This window comes from Amycolatopsis sp. BJA-103 (genome assembly GCF_002849735.1).
GTDB lineage: Bacteria > Actinomycetota > Actinomycetes > Mycobacteriales > Pseudonocardiaceae > Amycolatopsis.
In genome coordinates, this window is the sequence record NZ_CP017780.1 from 4213434 (window position 1) to 4229500 (window position 16067).

The window sequence follows — 16067 nt, forward strand, 5'->3', positions numbered from 1 at the left end:
AGAGCCGACGGCGCCTTTGTACGACCCTTGTGCGACGGGTGGCTACGGTCCGAGGAATGTCCTGGAAACTGCTTTCCGTCAGCGTGCTCGCCGCCCTCGCGTGCACCGGATTCACCACGGCCGAAGCCGCTTCGAAGACCTACTACGTCGATCAGCTCTCCGGCATTGACACCGCGAGCGGCACTTCGCAGCAGACCGCTTGGAAGTCACTGGCGAAGGTCTCCGCGACCACGCTGGCACCCGGCGACACCGTGCTGCTGAAGCGAGGCGGCAACTGGCCCAGTGGCCTCACCGTGAAGGGTTCCGGCGTCACCGTCGGGGCGTACGGCACCGGCGCCCGTCCGATCGTCAAGGGCGAAACCGAAGCGTGCGTCGACCTGCCCGGCAACGACAACGTGGTGCGGGACCTCCAGATCGACGTCGCGGCCGACGCGGGCCGCTGCTCGTGGGCCGGGGTGAAGGTCTCCGGCGACCGCAACAAGGTGCTGTCGAACCTCATCACCGGCGCCGGCGCGGGCGTCTACATCGCGCCGTCGGCCGACCACACCGAAGTCACGCAGAACGACCTCGTCGACAACAACCACATGACCGTCGTGACGCCCGGCGGCAACGACGACTCCGGTGCGTTCGCCGTACTGGTCCAGGGCAACGACTCCGACATCGGCTGGAACCGGATCAGCGGCTCGATCGCGAAGTCAGACGACTTCGGTGGTCTCGACGGCGCCGCTGTCGAGATCTTCTACGGCTCCCGCAACGTCATCCATCACAACGTCTCCGAGGACAACGAGACCTTCACCGAACTCGGCACCGACGCGAAGGACCCCGACGGCGTCTCGACCGGCAACGTCTTCGAGTACAACGCGATCTTCGGCGCCAAGACACGCGGCGGCATCATCACGCGCGGCTCGGAGGACGGCAACGGGCCGGTGCTGGGGACGGTGTTCCGCAACAACTCGCTCCGGCTCTCGAACGCCGAGTCGGAGGGTTTCGTCTGCTACGGCGGCTGCACGAACCAGGTGCTGAAGATGACGCAGAACGTCGTCCAGGCGGCATACAAGGTCGGCTACGCGGACACGACCTTCACCGCGACGGACCACAACGTCTACTTCGGCGGGCTCCGGCAGTTCACGGCGGGGTCGACGGACAAGGTGGCCGACCCGAAGTTCACGTCGGCGACGAACCTCGCCCTGAAGACGGGGAGCCCGGCGATCGACCTCGGCACCACGAAGTACGACGACCGTGACGTCGACGGAAACCCCGTCTACGCCGGAGCCCGGGTCGACGCGGGCGCCTACGAGTTCCAGGGCTAGAACGCCGTGAAGGCCTCCTTCCCTACCTTGAGAGTAGGGAAGGAGGCCTTCACGGAGCTCAAAACGTCAGTAGTTGTAGATGCGCTGCATGGTGCCGGCCGACAGCATGCCGTTGGCCCACAGCGAGTTCACCCGGGAGACCTCCTGGGAGTTCGGCTTCGCGTTGGTGCAGGACGGGCCGGGGCCGCCACCGGACATCAGTTCGGAGCACGGACCCTGGTAGTTGTCCGGCAGGCCGAGCGCGTGGCCGGTCTCGTGCGCGGCGATCCGCGTCTGGTCGTACTGCTGGGCCTGCGAGTAGTCGATGAAGATGGTGCCGCGGCCGTGGCCGTCGGTCTGGGCGTACGAACCCCGGGGGTCGTTGCCCTCGGTGTAGCGCAGGGTGGCCCCCGACGAGCTCTCCTGCAGCTTCACGTTGGACACCGAGTTGTTCCAGTTCGCCGCGCCCGCCTGGATGGCGGCACGGAAGCTGGGCGCTCCCGAGGCGTCGTAGTAGACCGTGGTCGCCGCCACGGTCTGCTGAGCAGGCTGGACCGCGGCCGTGGCCTGGCCCGCGGTGACGGGGACGGCGAGCAGCGCCAAGCTCACGGACGCGGAGACGAAGAACTTCCTTGCCATGGACCCACTCCTTGTGAGGACAACGGAATGGTTGGTGAATTTAGGAGGCTCCGCCGCGACTGGGCACCAACTTTCGTCGCGTCAGCCAGCTGGTGATTTACCAACACTTTCGACCTATTGACATGCGCATGTCCGCATACGAAGATGCCGCGTTCAGGGCCGCAGCACGAGCTTGCCGACGGTCGATCGCGCCTCCAGTTCCGCGAGCGCTTTCGGCCCGTCCGCGAGGTCGTACACCGCCGGCTCGCCCGGCGTGCAGACCCCGGCGGCGATGAGAGCGCGCAGCTCGTCCATCGAGTCCGCGAAGATCTCGGGCGCGCGCTCGATCAGGACGCCGAGATGCAGGCCGATCAGGTGGATCTGATGCCGGAAGTTCAAGTCCCGGTTGGTGATCGCGACCTCTCCCCCGGCGACGCCGTAGACCACCACCCGCCCGGTGACCCGTTTGGCGGCGGCGAGGCTCGCGGCGAAAGTCGCCCCACCGACCGATTCGAGCACGAGATCCACCTCTCCCGCCGCGACGCCGTAGTCGAGGACGCGGTCGGCGCCCAGCGCCCGCACCAGGTCGTGTTTGCCCGGCGACGCGGTGCCGATGACGGTCGCGCCGTAGTGCTTCGCCAGCCGGACCGCGGCCTGGCCGACCCCACCGGCCGCCGCCTGCACCAGCACGGTCTCACCGGAAGTGAGACGCCCCAGCGGTTTGAGCGCGGCGAGCGCCGTGGCCCAGTTCAGGATCAGCCCGGGAGCCTGCTCGTCCGACCAGCCCTCCGGCACCGGGACCGCACCGGCCGCGGACATGACCATGTACTCGGCGAAGGCGCCGGCGCCCGTCCCGACGACGTGCTCGCCGAGACGCAGCGAAGTCACGTCCTCCCCCAGGCCGACGACCTCACCGGCGGCTTCGAACCCCGCGACGTACGGCGCCGCCGGGCCGCCTTCATAAGTGCCCCGGGTCTGCATGACGTCGGCGAAGTTGACACCGGCGGCGGTGACCTTCACCAGGATCTCGCCTGGTCCCGGGACCGGAACGGGAACCTCGGCGATCAGGTGGAGATCTTCAGGACCGTTCGCGGAGTCCTGTCGCAGAGCGCGCATCGAAGTCATGTCCGCACGCTAAAACCCTCACGTTTGTGGCAGGGTCAAGTCGCGGAGGTACGCGTCGAGCGCGTCGCGATTGCGGGTCATGAGCGCGATCCGGCGATCGAGCACTTCCCGCTGCCGCGCGACCTCGTCGATCATGTACTCACACGGCACCTTCGGCCGCACTTCGCCGGGATCGTCGAGGTACGGCAGGATCTCGCGGATCAGCCTGGTCGGCAATCCGGCGTCGAGCATTCCGCGGATCTGCAGGACGGCCTCGACCGAACCGGGACAGAAGTCGCGGTAGCCGTTGCCTTCGCGACCGGGCCGGATCAGGCCCTCTTCCTCGTAGTAGCGCAGCGCGCGGACGCTGACCCCGGTCTTCCGCGCGAGTTCGCCGATCTTCACCTTGTCCACGGTAGCCACCGGGACGCGGTATAGGTCGTTATACGGTTTTCGGTTTGTACCAGACCTCGGGGCGGCCGACCTGGCCGTAGCGTGGCTCGCGCTGGGCGAGGCCGTTGTCGGCCAGGTATTCGAGGTAGCGCCGCGCGGTGACCCGGGAGGCGCCGATCGCGGTCGCGGCCGCCCCTGCGGACAGGCCGTCCGCGGCCGAGGCGAGGACGTCGGTGATCGCCTCGAGGGTCTGCCCGCTCATCCCCTTCGGCAGCGCCTGCCGCTCGGTGGTGCGCAAGGTGCCGAGCGCGCGGTCGATCTCGGCCTGTCCGGTGACCTCACCCGAAGCGCCGTGGAACTCGGCGTAGCGCTCGAGTTTCTCCCGCAGGGAGGCGAAAGTGAACGGTTTCAGCAGGTATTGCACCACTCCGACCGACACGGCGGCCTTGACCAGCGCCAGGTCACGCGCCGAGGTCACCGCGATGACGTCGATCGGGAGCCCGGCCGCGCGCAGTGACCGGCAGACCGCGAGCCCGTGCGTGTCCGGGAGGTAGAAGTCCAGCAGCACCAGGTCGACAGGCTCGCGTTCGCAGAACCGCAGCGCGTCGCCTCCGGAGTGCACGACGCCGGACACGGAGAAGCCGGGCATTCTCTCGACGTACACCCGGTGCGCGTCGGCGGCGACCGGTTCGTCCTCGACGACCAGCACCTTGATCATCGTGTCGGCTCCTTCGGCGGCGTCTTCGGCGGCAAGCGCACGGTGAACACCGCGCCCTCTTCCCTGCCGACGTCGATGGTCCCACCGTGCCGCCGCACCGCCTGACCCACCAGTGCCAAGCCGAGCCCGTGGCCGTCCTCGGGTTTGGTGGACCAGCCGCGCCGGAAGACGTCCTCGACGTCGTCCACGCCGGGGCCGGTGTCGGCGACTCGAAGCAGCAGTCCTTCGGCGCCGGACCGCACGGTGACCTCGACCCCGGGCCGTCCGCCGCCGCCGGCGTTCCCCGCCGCCGCGTCGATCCCGTTGTCGATCAGGTTGCCGAGGATGGTCACCAGGTCCCGCGGCGGGACACCGGTGTCTGAATCCTCCATGACGGTGTCGGGCGTGATCGTGAATTCGACCCCGCGTTCGCTCGCCTCCGCCGCCTTGCCCAGCAGCAGCGCCGCGAGCACCGGTTCGGCGACCGCGCCGACCACCCGGTCGGTGAGTTCCTGCGCCAGCGCGAGTTCTTCGGTCGCGAACTCCACGGCCTGTTCGGGTCGGCCGATCTCGACCAGCGAAACGACGGTGTGCAGCCGGTTCGCAGCTTCGTGCGCCTGCGACCGCAAGGCCTCGGCCAGTCCGCGCACCGTGGTCAGTTCACCGGTCAGCGCCTGGAGTTCCGTGTGATCGCGCAGGATCACGACGGTGCCCATCGCCTCGCCTCGCGACCGCACGGGCGCCGTGCTGACGACCAGCACCCTCGCTTCGGTGAGGTGGAGTTCGTCGGTGCGCTCCTGTCCCGACGTGAACGCCTCGACGAGATCTTCGGGAATGTCCACTGCGGACAGTTCCAGGCCGACCGGATCGCCGTCGACGCCCAGCAGCGCGCGGGCGCCGTCGTTGCACAGCACCACCCGTCCGTCGCCGCCGACGAGCAGCAGCCCCTCGCGCATCGAGTGCAGGACGGCTTCGTGGTACTCGAACAGGTTGCTCAGTTCCTCGGGCGCGATCCCCCTGGTCTGCCGCCGGAGCCGGGCGCTGACCAGATAGCTGCCGATCCCGCCGACCACCAGCACCGCCACCGCGACCCCGATCAGCGGCCACAGGCGTTCGCGGAGTTCGGCGTCGATCGCCTCGACGGTGATGCCGACCGAGACCAGCGCGACGACCTGTCCTCCGGTGCCGAGCACCGGGACCACGACGCGTTCGGACGGGCCGAGCGAACCGGAGTAGGTCTCGAGGACCTTGCCGCCGCGTTGCGCCTCGCCGATGTTCCCGATGAACGGCTGTCCGATCAGCTCCGGATTCGGGTGGGTGTAGCGGATCCCGTTCGTGTCCATGATGGTCACGAAATCCACTTCCGTGTCCGCGCGGACACTCTGCGCGAACGGCTGCAGTGTCCGGCTGGGCTCCGATGTGGACAGTGCGGCCAGCACGCCGGGCGCGTCCGCCACCGCTTCGGCGACCGCGGTCACCTTGTCCCGCGCCCGGTCTTCGGTGGCCCGGACGGAATCGAGATAGGCGAAGGTCACCCCCGCCGCGACGAGCACGAAAAGCACCACGAGCTGCAGAATCAGCAGTTGGCGGGCGAGAGAGCCGCGCCTGGTCTGGATCCGCGTCGTCGAGGGCACGAGCCCATACCAGCACACCGGCACACCGCGCGCTCAGTCCGCCCGGCCGGAATTCCCCGGAAACCACTCGCGCGAACTCAATGAACACAACCGTGACCCAGCTCACCTGCCCGGGTGATAGTGACCGGCAATCCCGAACACCCCCTGAGCTGGAGGCAAAGGTGCCTACAACGCCCGAAGCGGCGCCGCGTCGCCGAGACAAGATGCACTACCTGTACCTGGCCGTGATCGCGGCGGTCGTCCTCGGCGTCATCGTCGGGTTCGCCGCGCCGGGTCTGGCCAAGGAACTCAAGCCCCTCGGCACCGGATTCGTCAACCTGATCAAGATGATGATCTCCCCCATCATCTTCTGCACCATCGTGCTCGGCATCGGATCGGTGGCGAAGGCCGCGAAGGTCGGCAAGGTCGGGTTGCTGTCGCTCGGCTACTTCCTGATGATGTCGACCTTCGCGCTCGCGATCGGCCTCGTCGTCGGCAACCTCCTGCACCCGGGCGAGGGCCTGCACCTCGACCCCGCGGCCGCCGCGAAGGCGCACACGCAGGCCGAGGGCGCCGAAGGAACCGTCGATTTCCTGCTCGGCATCATCCCGACCAGCTTCGGTTCCGCGTTCACCGAAGGCCAGGTGCTGCAGACGCTGCTGATCGCGCTGCTCGCCGGATTCGCCGTGCAGAAGCTCGGCACCAAGGGCGAGCCGATCCGCCGCGGCATCGAGCACATCCAGCGGCTCGTGTTCCGGATCCTCGCGATGATCATGTGGGCGGCCCCGGTCGGCGCGTTCGGCGCGATCGCCGCGGTGGTCGGCGAAACCGGCTGGGGCGCGCTGCGCAGCCTCGCCGTCATCATGATCGGCTTCTACCTGACCTGCCTGGTGTTCGTGTTCGGCGTGCTCGGCACGGTGCTGTGGCTCGGCGCGCGGGTCAACATCTTCACCCTGCTGCGGTACCTCGGCCGCGAGTTCCTGCTGATCCTGTCGACGTCGTCGTCCGAATCGGCCCTGCCGCGGCTGATCGCGAAGATGGAGCACCTCGGGGTTTCCAAGCCGGTCGTCGGCATCACCGTGCCCACCGGATACTCGTTCAACCTCGACGGCACGGCCATCTACCTGACGATGGCGACGCTGTTCATCGCCAGCGCGCAGGACCAGCCGCTGGGCATCGGCGAGCAGATCTCCTTGCTGCTGTTCATGATCATCGCGTCGAAGGGCGCGGCGGGCGTGAGCGGCGCCGGGATCGCGACCCTCGCGGGCGGGCTCCAGTCGCACCGGCCGGAACTGGTCGACGGCGTCGGCTTCATCCTCGGGATCGACCGGTTCATGTCCGAGGCCCGCGCGCTGACCAACTTCGCGGGCAACGCCGTCGCGACCGTCCTGGTCGGCACGTGGACCAAGGAGTTCGACCGCGACCAGGCCGACCGGGTCTTCAGCGGTCAGGCCCCGTTCGACGAAGCCACCCTGATCGACGACCACCCCGACACCTCCAAGGACCCTGACGGCGACAGGGAGAAAGCCGTCGCGCACGCCTAGCGCGCGACATGAGTGAAACCGCGGTGCGAGGGTCCCCCGTCCTCGCACCGCGGTTCTTCGTTTCTGGGAAACTCTCGGCATGCCGGACGCCATCGACCGTTACGTGCCCGAGCGGTACTCGAAGCTCTTGCACGGCAACTTCGCCGGGATGATGAGCGGTCCCGAACGCGAGACCTTCCTGCTGGCCCTGGCCGAGGACGCCTCCCGGATCACCGACGAGGACTTGGAGTTCCTTTTCGACGCCGGCTGGCGAGAGCGGATCACTGCCGCCTGGCTGATCGGCACCGATCGCCGCACCGCGTGGCGCGGACGCCTCCGCGAACTCCTCCTGGAGAGCGGGATGGTCTTCGCCGGGCAGGGCTACTGCTTCGCGCTGGCCCGGTTCGGCACCCACGCCGACGCCGAGATCCTCGTGTCCTATCTGGACCATTACCTCGCGCGGCCGGACCTGCGCTACGACCAGGAATGGGCGCTCGCGGCCCTGCACCACGTCGACGCCGACCTCACCACGGCGTACACGGCGCGCTACCTGCGCCCGGGTGGCCTCTGGGAAAGCTGGTCCGCGGCGAACAGCACGGACCTGCCGTTCCACAAGTGGTACTTCGACCTGCTGTGCTCGCACGTCCAGCGGGCCGTGCACGCGACAGCCGTCAGGCGCTGACCTTCTCGTCGTAAACGACCCGGGACGCGGCGATCGAGTCGCGGTGGCGCTCGGCCCAGCTCAGCAAGCCGCTCAGCGACGCGTACAGCTCCTTCGCCATCGCCGTGGCCTCGTACTCCACCTTCGGCGGCACTGTCGGGTACACGGTGCGGACGAGCAGGCCGTCGCGTTCGAGGTTCCGCAGGGTCAGCGTGAGCATCCGGCGGCTGATCCCCTCCACCGACCGCTCCAGTTCGGTGAACCGCACGGGACCGCGCGTGGCCTCCAGCAGGATGCCGATCGCCCACTTCCCGCTGATCCGGTTGATCACCTCGAGCACGGTGCACACCTCGAGTTTTTCCGGGTCGACCACCCTGGCCTGCGCGGTCACATCGGTGTTCCCCTGGGACATGGAAGTGCCTCCTTCCGGCAGGGAACAGAGTCACACAAGATGGACGCTGTTACAAGTGATGCACCAAGGCATCACCTGGGGAAACTTCAAAGGATTCACCATGCCCAACCGCGCCCTCGCTCTCGCTGTGCTCTGCGCCGTCTCGCTGATGGTCGTTCTCGACGGCTCGATCGTCGCCGTCGCGCTGCCCGCGATCCAGAACGACCTCGGCTTCACCCCGTCCACCCTGGCCTGGGTGGTCAACGCCTACCTGATCGCCTTCGCCGGGCTGCTGCTGTTGTCCGGCAGGCTCGGCGACCTGGTCGGCCGGAGGCGGGTCTTCCTGGCCGGGCTCGGCGTCTTCACTCTCGCGTCCTTGCTGTGCGGGATCGCGCAGGACCAGACGCAGCTCGTCGTGTTCCGCTTCCTTCAGGGCGCGGGCGGCGCGCTCGCGTCGGCCGTCGTGCTCGGCATGATCACCACCCTCTACCCCGAACCGCGGGCGCGGGCGAAGGCCATCGGTGTCTACAGCTTCACTCAGGCCGCGGGAGCGTCGATCGGGCTCATCGCGGGCGGCATGCTCACCCAGCTGCTCGACTGGCACTGGACGTTCTTCGTCAACCTGCCGATCGGAGCCCTCGCCCTGGTGATGGCTGCCCGGCTGCTCGCGGACGACCGGGGGCCGGGGCCGCGCGGCGGCACCGACCTCGCCGGCGCCGCACTGGTCACCGGCGGGCTGATGCTGCTGGTCTACACGATCGTCAAGGCCGAGGAGTACACCTGGGCCGACACGCGCACACACGGTTTGCTCGCGGTGTCGCTGCTGCTGCTCGCCGGTTTCGTGCTCCGGCAGGCCAAAGCGCGGAACCCGTTGCTGCCGCTGAGGATCTTCCGCGGCCGGGCGGTGTCCGGGGCGAACGCGGTGATGGTCCTGATGGTCGCCGGGCTGTTCGGCTTCCAGTTCATCACCGCGCTCTACCTGCAGCGGGTCCTTCTGCTCGACGCGCTGAGCACCGGGTTCGCCTTCCTGCCCGCCCCGGTCTCGATCGCGGTGATGTCGCTGGTCTTCGCCGAGCGGCTGAACCACCGCTTCGGCGCGCGAACGGTGCTCGTGACCGGGCTTTCGATGGTCGCGCTGGCGCTCGGTCTCCTCGCCATGGTCGAGGCGGACGGGAACTACGCGACGGACGTCCTGCCCGCGCTCGTCCTGATGGGCATCGGGTTCGGCGCGGCGATGCCCGCGCTGATGGGGCAGGCGATGTCCGGCGTCGTCCCGGCCGACGCCGGGGTCGCTTCCGGCCTGATCAACACGACACAGCAGATCGGCGCGGCGATCGGTACCGCGATGCTCGCGACTGCCGCCGCGTCCCGCACCGGCTCTCTGCTGAGCGAAGGCGTGGCAGTGCCCGAAGCACTCGCTGGCGGTTACCGGACCGCGTACGCGTTGAGCGCGGGACTGCTCGCTCTCGCCGTCTTCGTCGCCGCCGTGGTCCTGCGTGACCGGAAGGCTCAGGCGATCGTCGCGTAAGCCCACTCGGAGACTTCGCCGCCGAGCCGCACCTCGGCGGCGCCTCCGGGTTTCCAGACGCCGCTGCCGCCGAACGCGGCCATCCCGCCGGTCTTGCCGGAATATTGGGAAAGCACCACCCACATCCCGTGCCCGGCCGCGACGCCGACCTGGTCGAGAAGCCGCTGCTCCTGGCCCTCGCTGAAAAGCGCGCTGAGGACGTAGACCTCGGCGCCGGCTTCGGCGAGTTCCCTGGAGTGGTCCGGGTCTGCGGCGTCGAGACAGATCGCGAGGCCGAGTCGCCTGCCGCCGACGTCGACGATCACCTGGCGCTCACCGGCGTCGAACAGCTCTTCCTCACTGTTGTGCAGGTTGCGTTTCGCGTACGTGGCAACGGTTTCGCCGTCCGGCCCGAGCACGAGCGAACCGATGTACCTGCGGCCGTCCTCCACGAGCGGCAGGCCGACGACGGCGTGCAGACCGCGAACTCGGCAAGCCTCGCGGAGCGGTTCGAGGCGCGGGTCGTCCTGTGCCAGCCAGAGTCCCGGATCGGCGGCGAGCGCCTCGAACTCCAAGCCGGTCAGGGAAAGCTCGGGGAAGACACAGAGTTCCGCTTCCGCGATCCGGAGGAGCCTCGCGTGTTCGGCGATGTTCGCGGAAAGGTCCGCGGGGACGGTGAACGGCTGCACGGTGGCGACACGCATGGCCGGACTCTAACCCGAGCCAGCCCCCAGATACCCCTGCAATCCGTGTTGCCCGCGTCGCATCATGAGCGCGTGGTTGATCCGGAAAATCGGCCTGGCGACCCGATCCAGCTTGCGCAGCAACGGTTTCCGCGCCTCGACCTCCTGCGTGATCTCCAGCCTGGTGCCGCTGTCCACCGGGGTCAGGGAGCCCGCCAGCATCCCTTCCAGGTCGCCGCTGAGCAGGACCCGGACCCGGCCCTCGTGCTCGTCCTGCCGGTCGCGGTGCATCCGCACGGTCAACGCGTACGGCAGCCTGGACCGGCAGACGAGTTCGGCGGTGTCCTCGTCGACCTGGCTGACCGAACGGACGTCACGCCACCACAAGGGATACGCGGCCAGGTCGACGACGGCGTCGAAGACCGCCTTGGGCGAGGCGGGAAGCACCCACGTGTCGCGGAAGCGGTACCGACCGCCTCCGCGACCCGCGAGCGAACCCGTCATACCCGCGCCGACACCAGGTTCCGGCCGTCCATGGTCACGACGTCGACCGAGGCCACGTCGTCGGGAGCGACCAAAGCGGAACCGTCGATCCCGGTGCCTTCCTTCTCGCCCTTCGCCGAGACCAGCCAGCTGCCCGCGTTGACGCGTTCACCGCTCTTGGTCACCACGACGAGCTGACACTTCTCGCCTTCTCGGACACCTTCCGCCTTCGCGTGGAGCCGGACCCAGCCCGCCGCCGGAACGACCCGGACCGCCAGCTGCGTCCCCGTGTCGCGGTCGGTGGCCGCGAGATCGCGGGTGCCGGGCACCTGGGCGGTCGCCGTCGGCACCGGCAACGCCACCGTCGACGGTTCGGGCGACGTCTGCCGTCCGACCAGCACACCCGCGCCCAGCGCCACGACGACCAGCACGGCCGCACCGGCGACGGCGAGGAGCCGCCTCGGCTTGCGCTCCTGAGCGCCTTCTTCGTCGCGAACCTGACGCAACGTGCGCTGAAGGAGCAGATCTCCCCCGTCAGGAGGTCCTTCGAGGAAGGCTTCCGGCGGCACCTCGTCGAGGTGATACCGCAGCTCTCCCAGCTCACGCACCTCACGACGGCACGTGGGGCAGTTCGCCAGATGTGTTTCGAACGTGGCCGCTTCCGCCGGGGTCAGCCCGCCGAGGACGTAGGCGGCGAGCTGGCCCTGGTCGTGTCCCACCGCACTCATCGCGCTACCTCCTTCCCGGCTCCCGACATCACGGCTCTGAGCGCCCGTAACGCGTAATAAGATCTCGACTTAACGGTACCCGGGGCCACGCCCAGGGATCTCGCCGCTTCGGCCACCGTCCGGCCCCGGTAGTAGATCTCCACCAGGACCTCACGATGTTCCGTGGACAGGCCGTCCATCGCCCCGAGCACCGCCATGGAATCGACGACGCCCTGCGCGTGGTCCTTCGACACCGCGGGGGTCGGCATGCCGTCCTCGGGCTCCGCCACTTCCGGCGGCCGTGCCGCCCTGGCGCGGGCGCGGTCGGTGATGATGTTCCGGGCGACCGTGAGCAGCCAGCCCCGCACCGATCCCTTCGCGTCGTTCTCCAGGTCTTCGGCATGTTTCCAGGCCCGGACCAAGGTCTCCTGCACGACGTCCTCCGCGGCCGCGCGATCCCCGGTCAGCCTCGTCGCGTACGCCAGCAGGCTTCGCCCGTGTTCGGCGTACAAGTGCCGGACCAAGTCCTCGCCTTTGGCCTTTTTGGGCCGCCAGCCTCCGATCGCCACTCGTGTCCTCCCGACGGTCTTCTGGGTCGGCGAGGACAGTACTGCAACCCGCAGGGGCAGAGTGGATCGTTCGGCGCGCGCCGCGATCGAACTGTGCATCGGCACCGGCCTCTCCTCGGTTCTCCATGGCCGCCTCCTCTTGCCTCCCACACGGACGCCACGGCGATGCGGTTCAACCGGGTCTTGTCGATCACTCGAGGCGCTCGTATGCTGACGCCTCCGGACTCCGCCGCCGCCTGATTCCCGGGAGGGACGAGGCGTGCCAAGGAAACTCGCGGCCGTGCTGCTGGCGGTGGCCTTCGTGGCGGGATGCGCCGCGGAACCCGGTTTCACCGCGACGCTGACGGATCCGGTGAACGTCGACCTGAGCTGGCCCGACGACGATCCGAACGTCGCGGGCCGGATCGTCGAGTACACCACCGACCCGCACGGCGAGTACACGATCCTGCAGTTCGTACCGCCGAGGCAGACCACCTACCGGCATCCGGATCTGATGCCGGAAACACGGTTCCACTACCGGATCCGGCCTTTCTACGGCTCGGCGTCGGAAGCTGTCACGGTTTCCGGGCCTTCGGCTTCCGGCTCGGGACCGGCGGTCTCGCTCCGCACGGGTGGCCAGGCGGCCGCTCCGGCGGCGTTCCGCGCGGAGCCCGCCGCGGAGGAGATGGTGCGGTTCAGCTGGGCCGACCGCTCCAGCGACGAGGACGGTTTCCTCGTGGAGATCAAGAAACCCGGCGCACCGGACTTCGTCCCGATCGAGATGTCGGATCCGGGGACGACGTCGGCCGGTCTCGCCTCGATGCCGGGCGAAGAAGGCGCCTCGTACCGGCTGCGCGCCTTCTACTACGGACCCGCTTCGCCGGTTCTCGACCTCGTGAGTGGTAAGGGCTAGTCCCCCGCCCCGATGCCATGAAAGGCCCGTTACTTGCAAATTTTGCAAGTAACGGGCCTTTCATGGCGCCTTACGCGACTCAGGCGAGAACGGTCTTCAGGAACTCGCCGGTGTAGCTTTCCTCCACCGAAGCGACATGCTCCGGGGTGCCCTCGGCGATGACCGTGCCACCACCGGAACCACCCTCGGGCCCCATGTCGATGACCCAGTCCGAGGTCTTGATGACGTCGAGGTTGTGCTCGATGACGATCACCGTGTTGCCCTTGTCCACCAGCCCGTTGATCACGCCGATCAGCTTGCTGATGTCCTCGAAGTGCAGACCGGTGGTCGGCTCGTCGAGGATGTAGACCGTCTTGCCGGTGGACCGCTTCTGCAGTTCGCTGGCGAGCTTGACGCGCTGCGCCTCACCGCCCGACAGCGTCGGCGCGGGCTGCCCGAGCCGGACGTAGCCGAGACCGACGTCGACGAGGGTCGCCAGGTGCCGGTGGATCGCCTTGATCGGCTCGAAGAACTCGGCCGCCTCTTCGATCGGCATGTTCAGCACGTCGGAGACGGTCTTGCCCTTGTAGTGCACCTCCAGGGTCTCCCGGTTGTACCGGTCGCCCTTGCACACCTCACACGGGACGTAGACGTCCGGCAGGAAGTTCATCTCGATCTTGATCGTGCCGTCACCGGCGCAGGCCTCGCACCGGCCGCCCTTGACGTTGAAGGAGAACCGGCCCTGCTGGTAGCCGCGCACCTTCGCCTCGGTGGTCGCGGCGAACAGCTTGCGCACGTGATCCCAGACGCCGGTGTACGTCGCCGGGTTGGACCGCGGGGTGCGGCCGATCGGCGACTGGTCGACGCGGACCAGTTTGTCGACGCCGGCGAGACCGTTCACGCGCGTGTGCCGCCCCGGCACCTGGCGGGCGCCGTTGAGCTTGTTCGCCAGCACGGTCGCGAGGATGTCGTTGACCAGCGTCGATTTCCCGGAGCCCGAGACACCGGTGACCGACACGAGGCAGCCGAGCGGGAACGACACGTCGAGGCCGCGCAGGTTGTGCTCGCGGGCGCCGACGACGGTCAGCTGACGCTTCTTGTCGATCGGCCGCCGGATCGCCGGCACCTCGATCTTGCTGCGGCCCGAAAGGTACGCGCCGGTGATGGATTCCTTGTTCTTCAGGATCTTCTTGTACGGTCCACTGTGGACGATGTGGCCACCGTGCTCGCCCGCGCCGGGGCCGATGTCGACCACCCAGTCGCTGGAGCGGATGGTGTCCTCGTCGTGCTCGACGACGATCAGCGTGTTGCCGAGGTCGCGCAGCCGGACCAGCGTCTCGATCAGCCGGTGGTTGTCCCGCTGGTGCAGCCCGATGGACGGCTCGTCCAGCACGTACAGGACGCCGACCAGACCGGAGCCGATCTGCGTGGCGAGCCGGATGCGCTGCGCCTCGCCGCCGGACAACGTCCCGGAAGCGCGGTCGAGCGAGAGGTAGTTGAGCCCGACGTCGAGGAGGAAGCGCAGCCGCGCCTGGATCTCCTTGAGCACCGCCCCGGCGATCACCGTCTCGCGCTTGCCGAGTTCCAGCTCGTCGAGGAACTGCGACGCCTCGGCGATCGAGAGGGCACAGACCTCCGCGATCGACCGGTCGCCCTGCGTCTTGTGCTCGAGGGTGACCGCGAGGATCTCCGGCTTGAGCCGCGTGCCCTGACAGGCCGGGCACGGCACCTCGCGCATGTAGCCCTCGTACCGCTCACGCATGTACTCGGATTCCGTCTGCTCCTGGCGCCGCTCGAGGAACGGGATGACACCCTCGAAGGCCGCGTAGTACGAACGCTGGCGGCCGTAGCGGTTCTTGTAGCGGACGTGGACCTGCTCGTCGACGCCGTGGAGAACGGCTTTCTGGACCTTCGCCGTCAGCCTGCGCCACGGGGTGTCCATCCGGAAGCCGACGGTCTCCGCGAGAGACTCCAGCAGGCGGATGAAGTAATCCGCGCTCTGGCCGCCCGCCCACGGCGCGATGGCGCCCTCGCCGAGGGACAGCTCGTCGTCCGGGACCACGAGCTCAGGGTCGACCTCCTTGCGGACGCCGATACCGGAGCACTCGGGGCAAGCGCCGTAGGGCGCGTTGAAGGAGAACGACCGCGGCTCGAGGTCCTCGATCGCCAGCGGGTGGCCGTTGGGGCAAGCCAGGTTCTCGGAGAACCCGCGCACGCGATGCGGGTCGTTCTCCGGCAGGTCGACGAACTCCAGCTCGATCAGGCCGTCGGCCAGCCGGAGTGCGGTCTCGACCGAGTCGGTGAGCCGCTGCCGCGAGCTCGTCTTCACCGAGAGCCTGTCGATGATGACGGCGATCTGGTGCTTTTCCTGCTTCTTCAGCTTCGGCGGCTCGGTGAGCGGGTGGATCGTCCCGTCGACCACGACACGCGCGTAGCCCTGCTGCTGCAGGTTCTCGAAGAGGTCGAGGTACTCGCCCTTGCGCCCGCGCACGACCGGCGCGAGCACCTGGAAGCGGGTGCCCTCCTCCATGGCGAGCACCTGGTCGACGATCTGCTGCGGGGTCTGCTTGCTGATCGCCTCGCCGCACTTCGGGCAGTGCGCCTTGCCGGCGCGGGCGTAGAGCAGGCGCAGGTAGTCGTAGACCTCGGTGATGGTGCCGACGGTCGAACGCGGGTTGCGCGAGGTGAACTTCTGGTCGATCGACACCGCGGGCGAAAGGCCCTCGATGAAGTCGACGTCCGGCTTGTCCATCTGGCCGAGGAACTGGCGCGCGTACGCCGACAGCGACTCGACGTAGCGACGCTGCCCCTCCGCGAAGATGGTGTCGAAGGCGAGGCTCGACTTTCCGGACCCGGACAGACCGGTGAACACGATCAGGCTGTCGCGGGGCAGGTCGAGATCCACACCGCGGAGGTTGTGCTCGCGGGCGCCGCGAACAACGAGGCGATCAGCCACGC

16 protein-coding genes are annotated in these 16067 nt (G+C 68.5%); 5 read left to right on the forward strand and 11 right to left on the reverse strand.

Going from position 1 to position 16067, the window contains the following annotated elements:
* Positions 1 to 56 precede the first annotated feature (56 nt).
* On the forward strand, positions 57 to 1310 hold the full coding sequence (locus BKN51_RS18175) for a choice-of-anchor Q domain-containing protein (protein ID WP_101608783.1): 1254 nt from the start codon (positions 57 to 59) through the stop codon (positions 1308 to 1310).
* Positions 1311 to 1376: 66 nt separating this feature from the next.
* Here the strand turns inward: BKN51_RS18175 and BKN51_RS18180 are convergent, their stop codons facing one another.
* The 5 genes from BKN51_RS18180 to BKN51_RS18200 all read right to left on the reverse strand — a co-directional run bounded on the left by BKN51_RS18180 (position 1377) and on the right by BKN51_RS18200 (position 5735).
* Positions 1377 to 1928 carry a snapalysin family zinc-dependent metalloprotease gene (locus BKN51_RS18180; protein WP_101608784.1) on the reverse strand — a complete coding sequence of 184 codons (552 nt, stop codon included), beginning with the start codon at positions 1926 to 1928 and terminating at the stop codon, positions 1377 to 1379.
* Positions 1929 to 2081: 153 nt separating this feature from the next.
* Positions 2082 to 3032, reverse strand: a complete 951-nt coding sequence (locus BKN51_RS18185) for a zinc-binding dehydrogenase (RefSeq protein WP_101608785.1) — start codon at positions 3030 to 3032, stop codon at positions 2082 to 2084.
* 18 nt (positions 3033 to 3050) lie between these two features.
* Positions 3051 to 3416 (reverse strand): MerR family transcriptional regulator, encoded by a 366-nt coding sequence (locus tag BKN51_RS18190; protein ID WP_101613290.1) that lies wholly within the window; start codon positions 3414 to 3416, stop codon positions 3051 to 3053.
* A gap of 37 nt (positions 3417 to 3453) precedes the next feature.
* Positions 3454 to 4122, reverse strand: coding sequence for a response regulator (locus BKN51_RS18195; RefSeq protein ID WP_101608786.1), 669 nt, complete (start codon positions 4120 to 4122; stop codon positions 3454 to 3456).
* Positions 4119 to 5735, reverse strand: a complete 1617-nt coding sequence (locus tag BKN51_RS18200; protein WP_101608787.1) for an ATP-binding protein — start codon at positions 5733 to 5735, stop codon at positions 4119 to 4121. The genes BKN51_RS18195 and BKN51_RS18200 overlap by 4 nt, the downstream gene beginning before the upstream one ends.
* A 203-nt stretch (positions 5736 to 5938) precedes the next feature.
* Between BKN51_RS18200 and BKN51_RS18205 the strand changes: the two genes are divergently transcribed.
* Positions 5939 to 7258: a cation:dicarboxylate symporter family transporter gene (locus tag BKN51_RS18205; protein WP_101608788.1), complete on the forward strand. Its 1320-nt coding sequence runs from the start codon at positions 5939 to 5941 to the stop codon at positions 7256 to 7258.
* A 79-nt stretch (positions 7259 to 7337) separates the two neighbouring features.
* Positions 7338 to 7919: a DUF6000 family protein gene (locus BKN51_RS18210; RefSeq protein WP_101608789.1), complete on the forward strand. Its 582-nt coding sequence runs from the start codon at positions 7338 to 7340 to the stop codon at positions 7917 to 7919.
* Here the strand turns inward: BKN51_RS18210 and BKN51_RS18215 are convergent.
* Complete coding sequence (locus tag BKN51_RS18215; RefSeq protein ID WP_007028064.1) at positions 7909 to 8310, reverse strand: winged helix-turn-helix transcriptional regulator; 402 nt, start codon at positions 8308 to 8310, stop codon at positions 7909 to 7911. The genes BKN51_RS18210 and BKN51_RS18215 overlap by 11 nt on opposite strands.
* A gap of 100 nt (positions 8311 to 8410) precedes the next feature.
* Between BKN51_RS18215 and BKN51_RS18220 the strand changes: the two genes are divergently transcribed.
* A complete protein-coding gene (locus BKN51_RS18220) occupies positions 8411 to 9817 on the forward strand; it encodes an MFS transporter (protein WP_101613291.1) in 1407 nt (468 codons plus the stop codon).
* Here the strand turns inward: BKN51_RS18220 and BKN51_RS18225 are convergent.
* From BKN51_RS18225 to BKN51_RS18240, 4 genes are read right to left on the reverse strand one after another with little or no spacing between them, the layout of a single operon-like run.
* Positions 9799 to 10500: a carbon-nitrogen hydrolase family protein gene (locus tag BKN51_RS18225; protein WP_233224262.1), complete on the reverse strand. Its 702-nt coding sequence runs from the start codon at positions 10498 to 10500 to the stop codon at positions 9799 to 9801. The genes BKN51_RS18220 and BKN51_RS18225 overlap by 19 nt on opposite strands.
* 9 nt (positions 10501 to 10509) lie before the next feature.
* Positions 10510 to 10983 (reverse strand): SRPBCC family protein, encoded by a 474-nt coding sequence (locus BKN51_RS18230; RefSeq protein WP_101608790.1) that lies wholly within the window; start codon positions 10981 to 10983, stop codon positions 10510 to 10512.
* Complete coding sequence (locus BKN51_RS18235; RefSeq protein ID WP_101608791.1) at positions 10980 to 11690, reverse strand: anti-sigma factor family protein; 711 nt, start codon at positions 11688 to 11690, stop codon at positions 10980 to 10982. The genes BKN51_RS18230 and BKN51_RS18235 overlap by 4 nt, the downstream gene beginning before the upstream one ends.
* Positions 11687 to 12238 (reverse strand): sigma-70 family RNA polymerase sigma factor, encoded by a 552-nt coding sequence (locus BKN51_RS18240; protein ID WP_174720549.1) that lies wholly within the window; start codon positions 12236 to 12238, stop codon positions 11687 to 11689. The genes BKN51_RS18235 and BKN51_RS18240 overlap by 4 nt, the downstream gene beginning before the upstream one ends.
* A 259-nt stretch (positions 12239 to 12497) precedes the next feature.
* Here BKN51_RS18240 and BKN51_RS18245 point away from each other — a divergent pair, with 259 nt between their 5' ends.
* Complete coding sequence (locus tag BKN51_RS18245; RefSeq protein ID WP_101608792.1) at positions 12498 to 13130, forward strand: fibronectin type III domain-containing protein; 633 nt, start codon at positions 12498 to 12500, stop codon at positions 13128 to 13130.
* Between the two features lie 79 nt (positions 13131 to 13209).
* On the opposite strand, the gene uvrA is transcribed toward BKN51_RS18245, so the two are convergent.
* The gene (uvrA, locus tag BKN51_RS18250) at positions 13210 to 16065 is read right to left on the reverse strand and encodes an excinuclease ABC subunit UvrA (RefSeq protein ID WP_101608793.1); all 2856 of its coding nucleotides are present in this window, start codon (positions 16063 to 16065) and stop codon (positions 13210 to 13212) included.
* Positions 16066 to 16067: the final 2 nt, after the last annotated feature.

Excerpts from the sequence above, each read along its gene's own strand:
- BKN51_RS18175 (WP_101608783.1), top strand. The coding sequence starts at position 57 with ATGTCCTGGAAACTGCTTTCCGTCAGCGTGCTCGCCGCCCTCGCGTGC.
- BKN51_RS18180 (WP_101608784.1), bottom strand. The coding sequence starts at position 1,928 with ATGGCAAGGAAGTTCTTCGTCTCCGCGTCCGTGAGCTTGGCGCTGCTC.
- BKN51_RS18185 (WP_101608785.1), bottom strand. The coding sequence starts at position 3,032 with ATGACTTCGATGCGCGCTCTGCGACAGGACTCCGCGAACGGTCCTGAA.
- BKN51_RS18195 (WP_101608786.1), bottom strand. The coding sequence starts at position 4,122 with ATGATCAAGGTGCTGGTCGTCGAGGACGAACCGGTCGCCGCCGACGCG.
- BKN51_RS18205 (WP_101608788.1), top strand. The coding sequence starts at position 5,939 with ATGCACTACCTGTACCTGGCCGTGATCGCGGCGGTCGTCCTCGGCGTC.
- BKN51_RS18210 (WP_101608789.1), top strand. The coding sequence starts at position 7,338 with ATGCCGGACGCCATCGACCGTTACGTGCCCGAGCGGTACTCGAAGCTC.
- BKN51_RS18215 (WP_007028064.1), bottom strand. The coding sequence starts at position 8,310 with ATGTCCCAGGGGAACACCGATGTGACCGCGCAGGCCAGGGTGGTCGAC.
- BKN51_RS18220 (WP_101613291.1), top strand. The coding sequence starts at position 8,411 with ATGCCCAACCGCGCCCTCGCTCTCGCTGTGCTCTGCGCCGTCTCGCTG.
- BKN51_RS18225 (WP_233224262.1), bottom strand. The coding sequence starts at position 10,500 with ATGCGTGTCGCCACCGTGCAGCCGTTCACCGTCCCCGCGGACCTTTCC.
- BKN51_RS18230 (WP_101608790.1), bottom strand. The coding sequence starts at position 10,983 with ATGACGGGTTCGCTCGCGGGTCGCGGAGGCGGTCGGTACCGCTTCCGC.
- BKN51_RS18235 (WP_101608791.1), bottom strand. The coding sequence starts at position 11,690 with ATGAGTGCGGTGGGACACGACCAGGGCCAGCTCGCCGCCTACGTCCTC.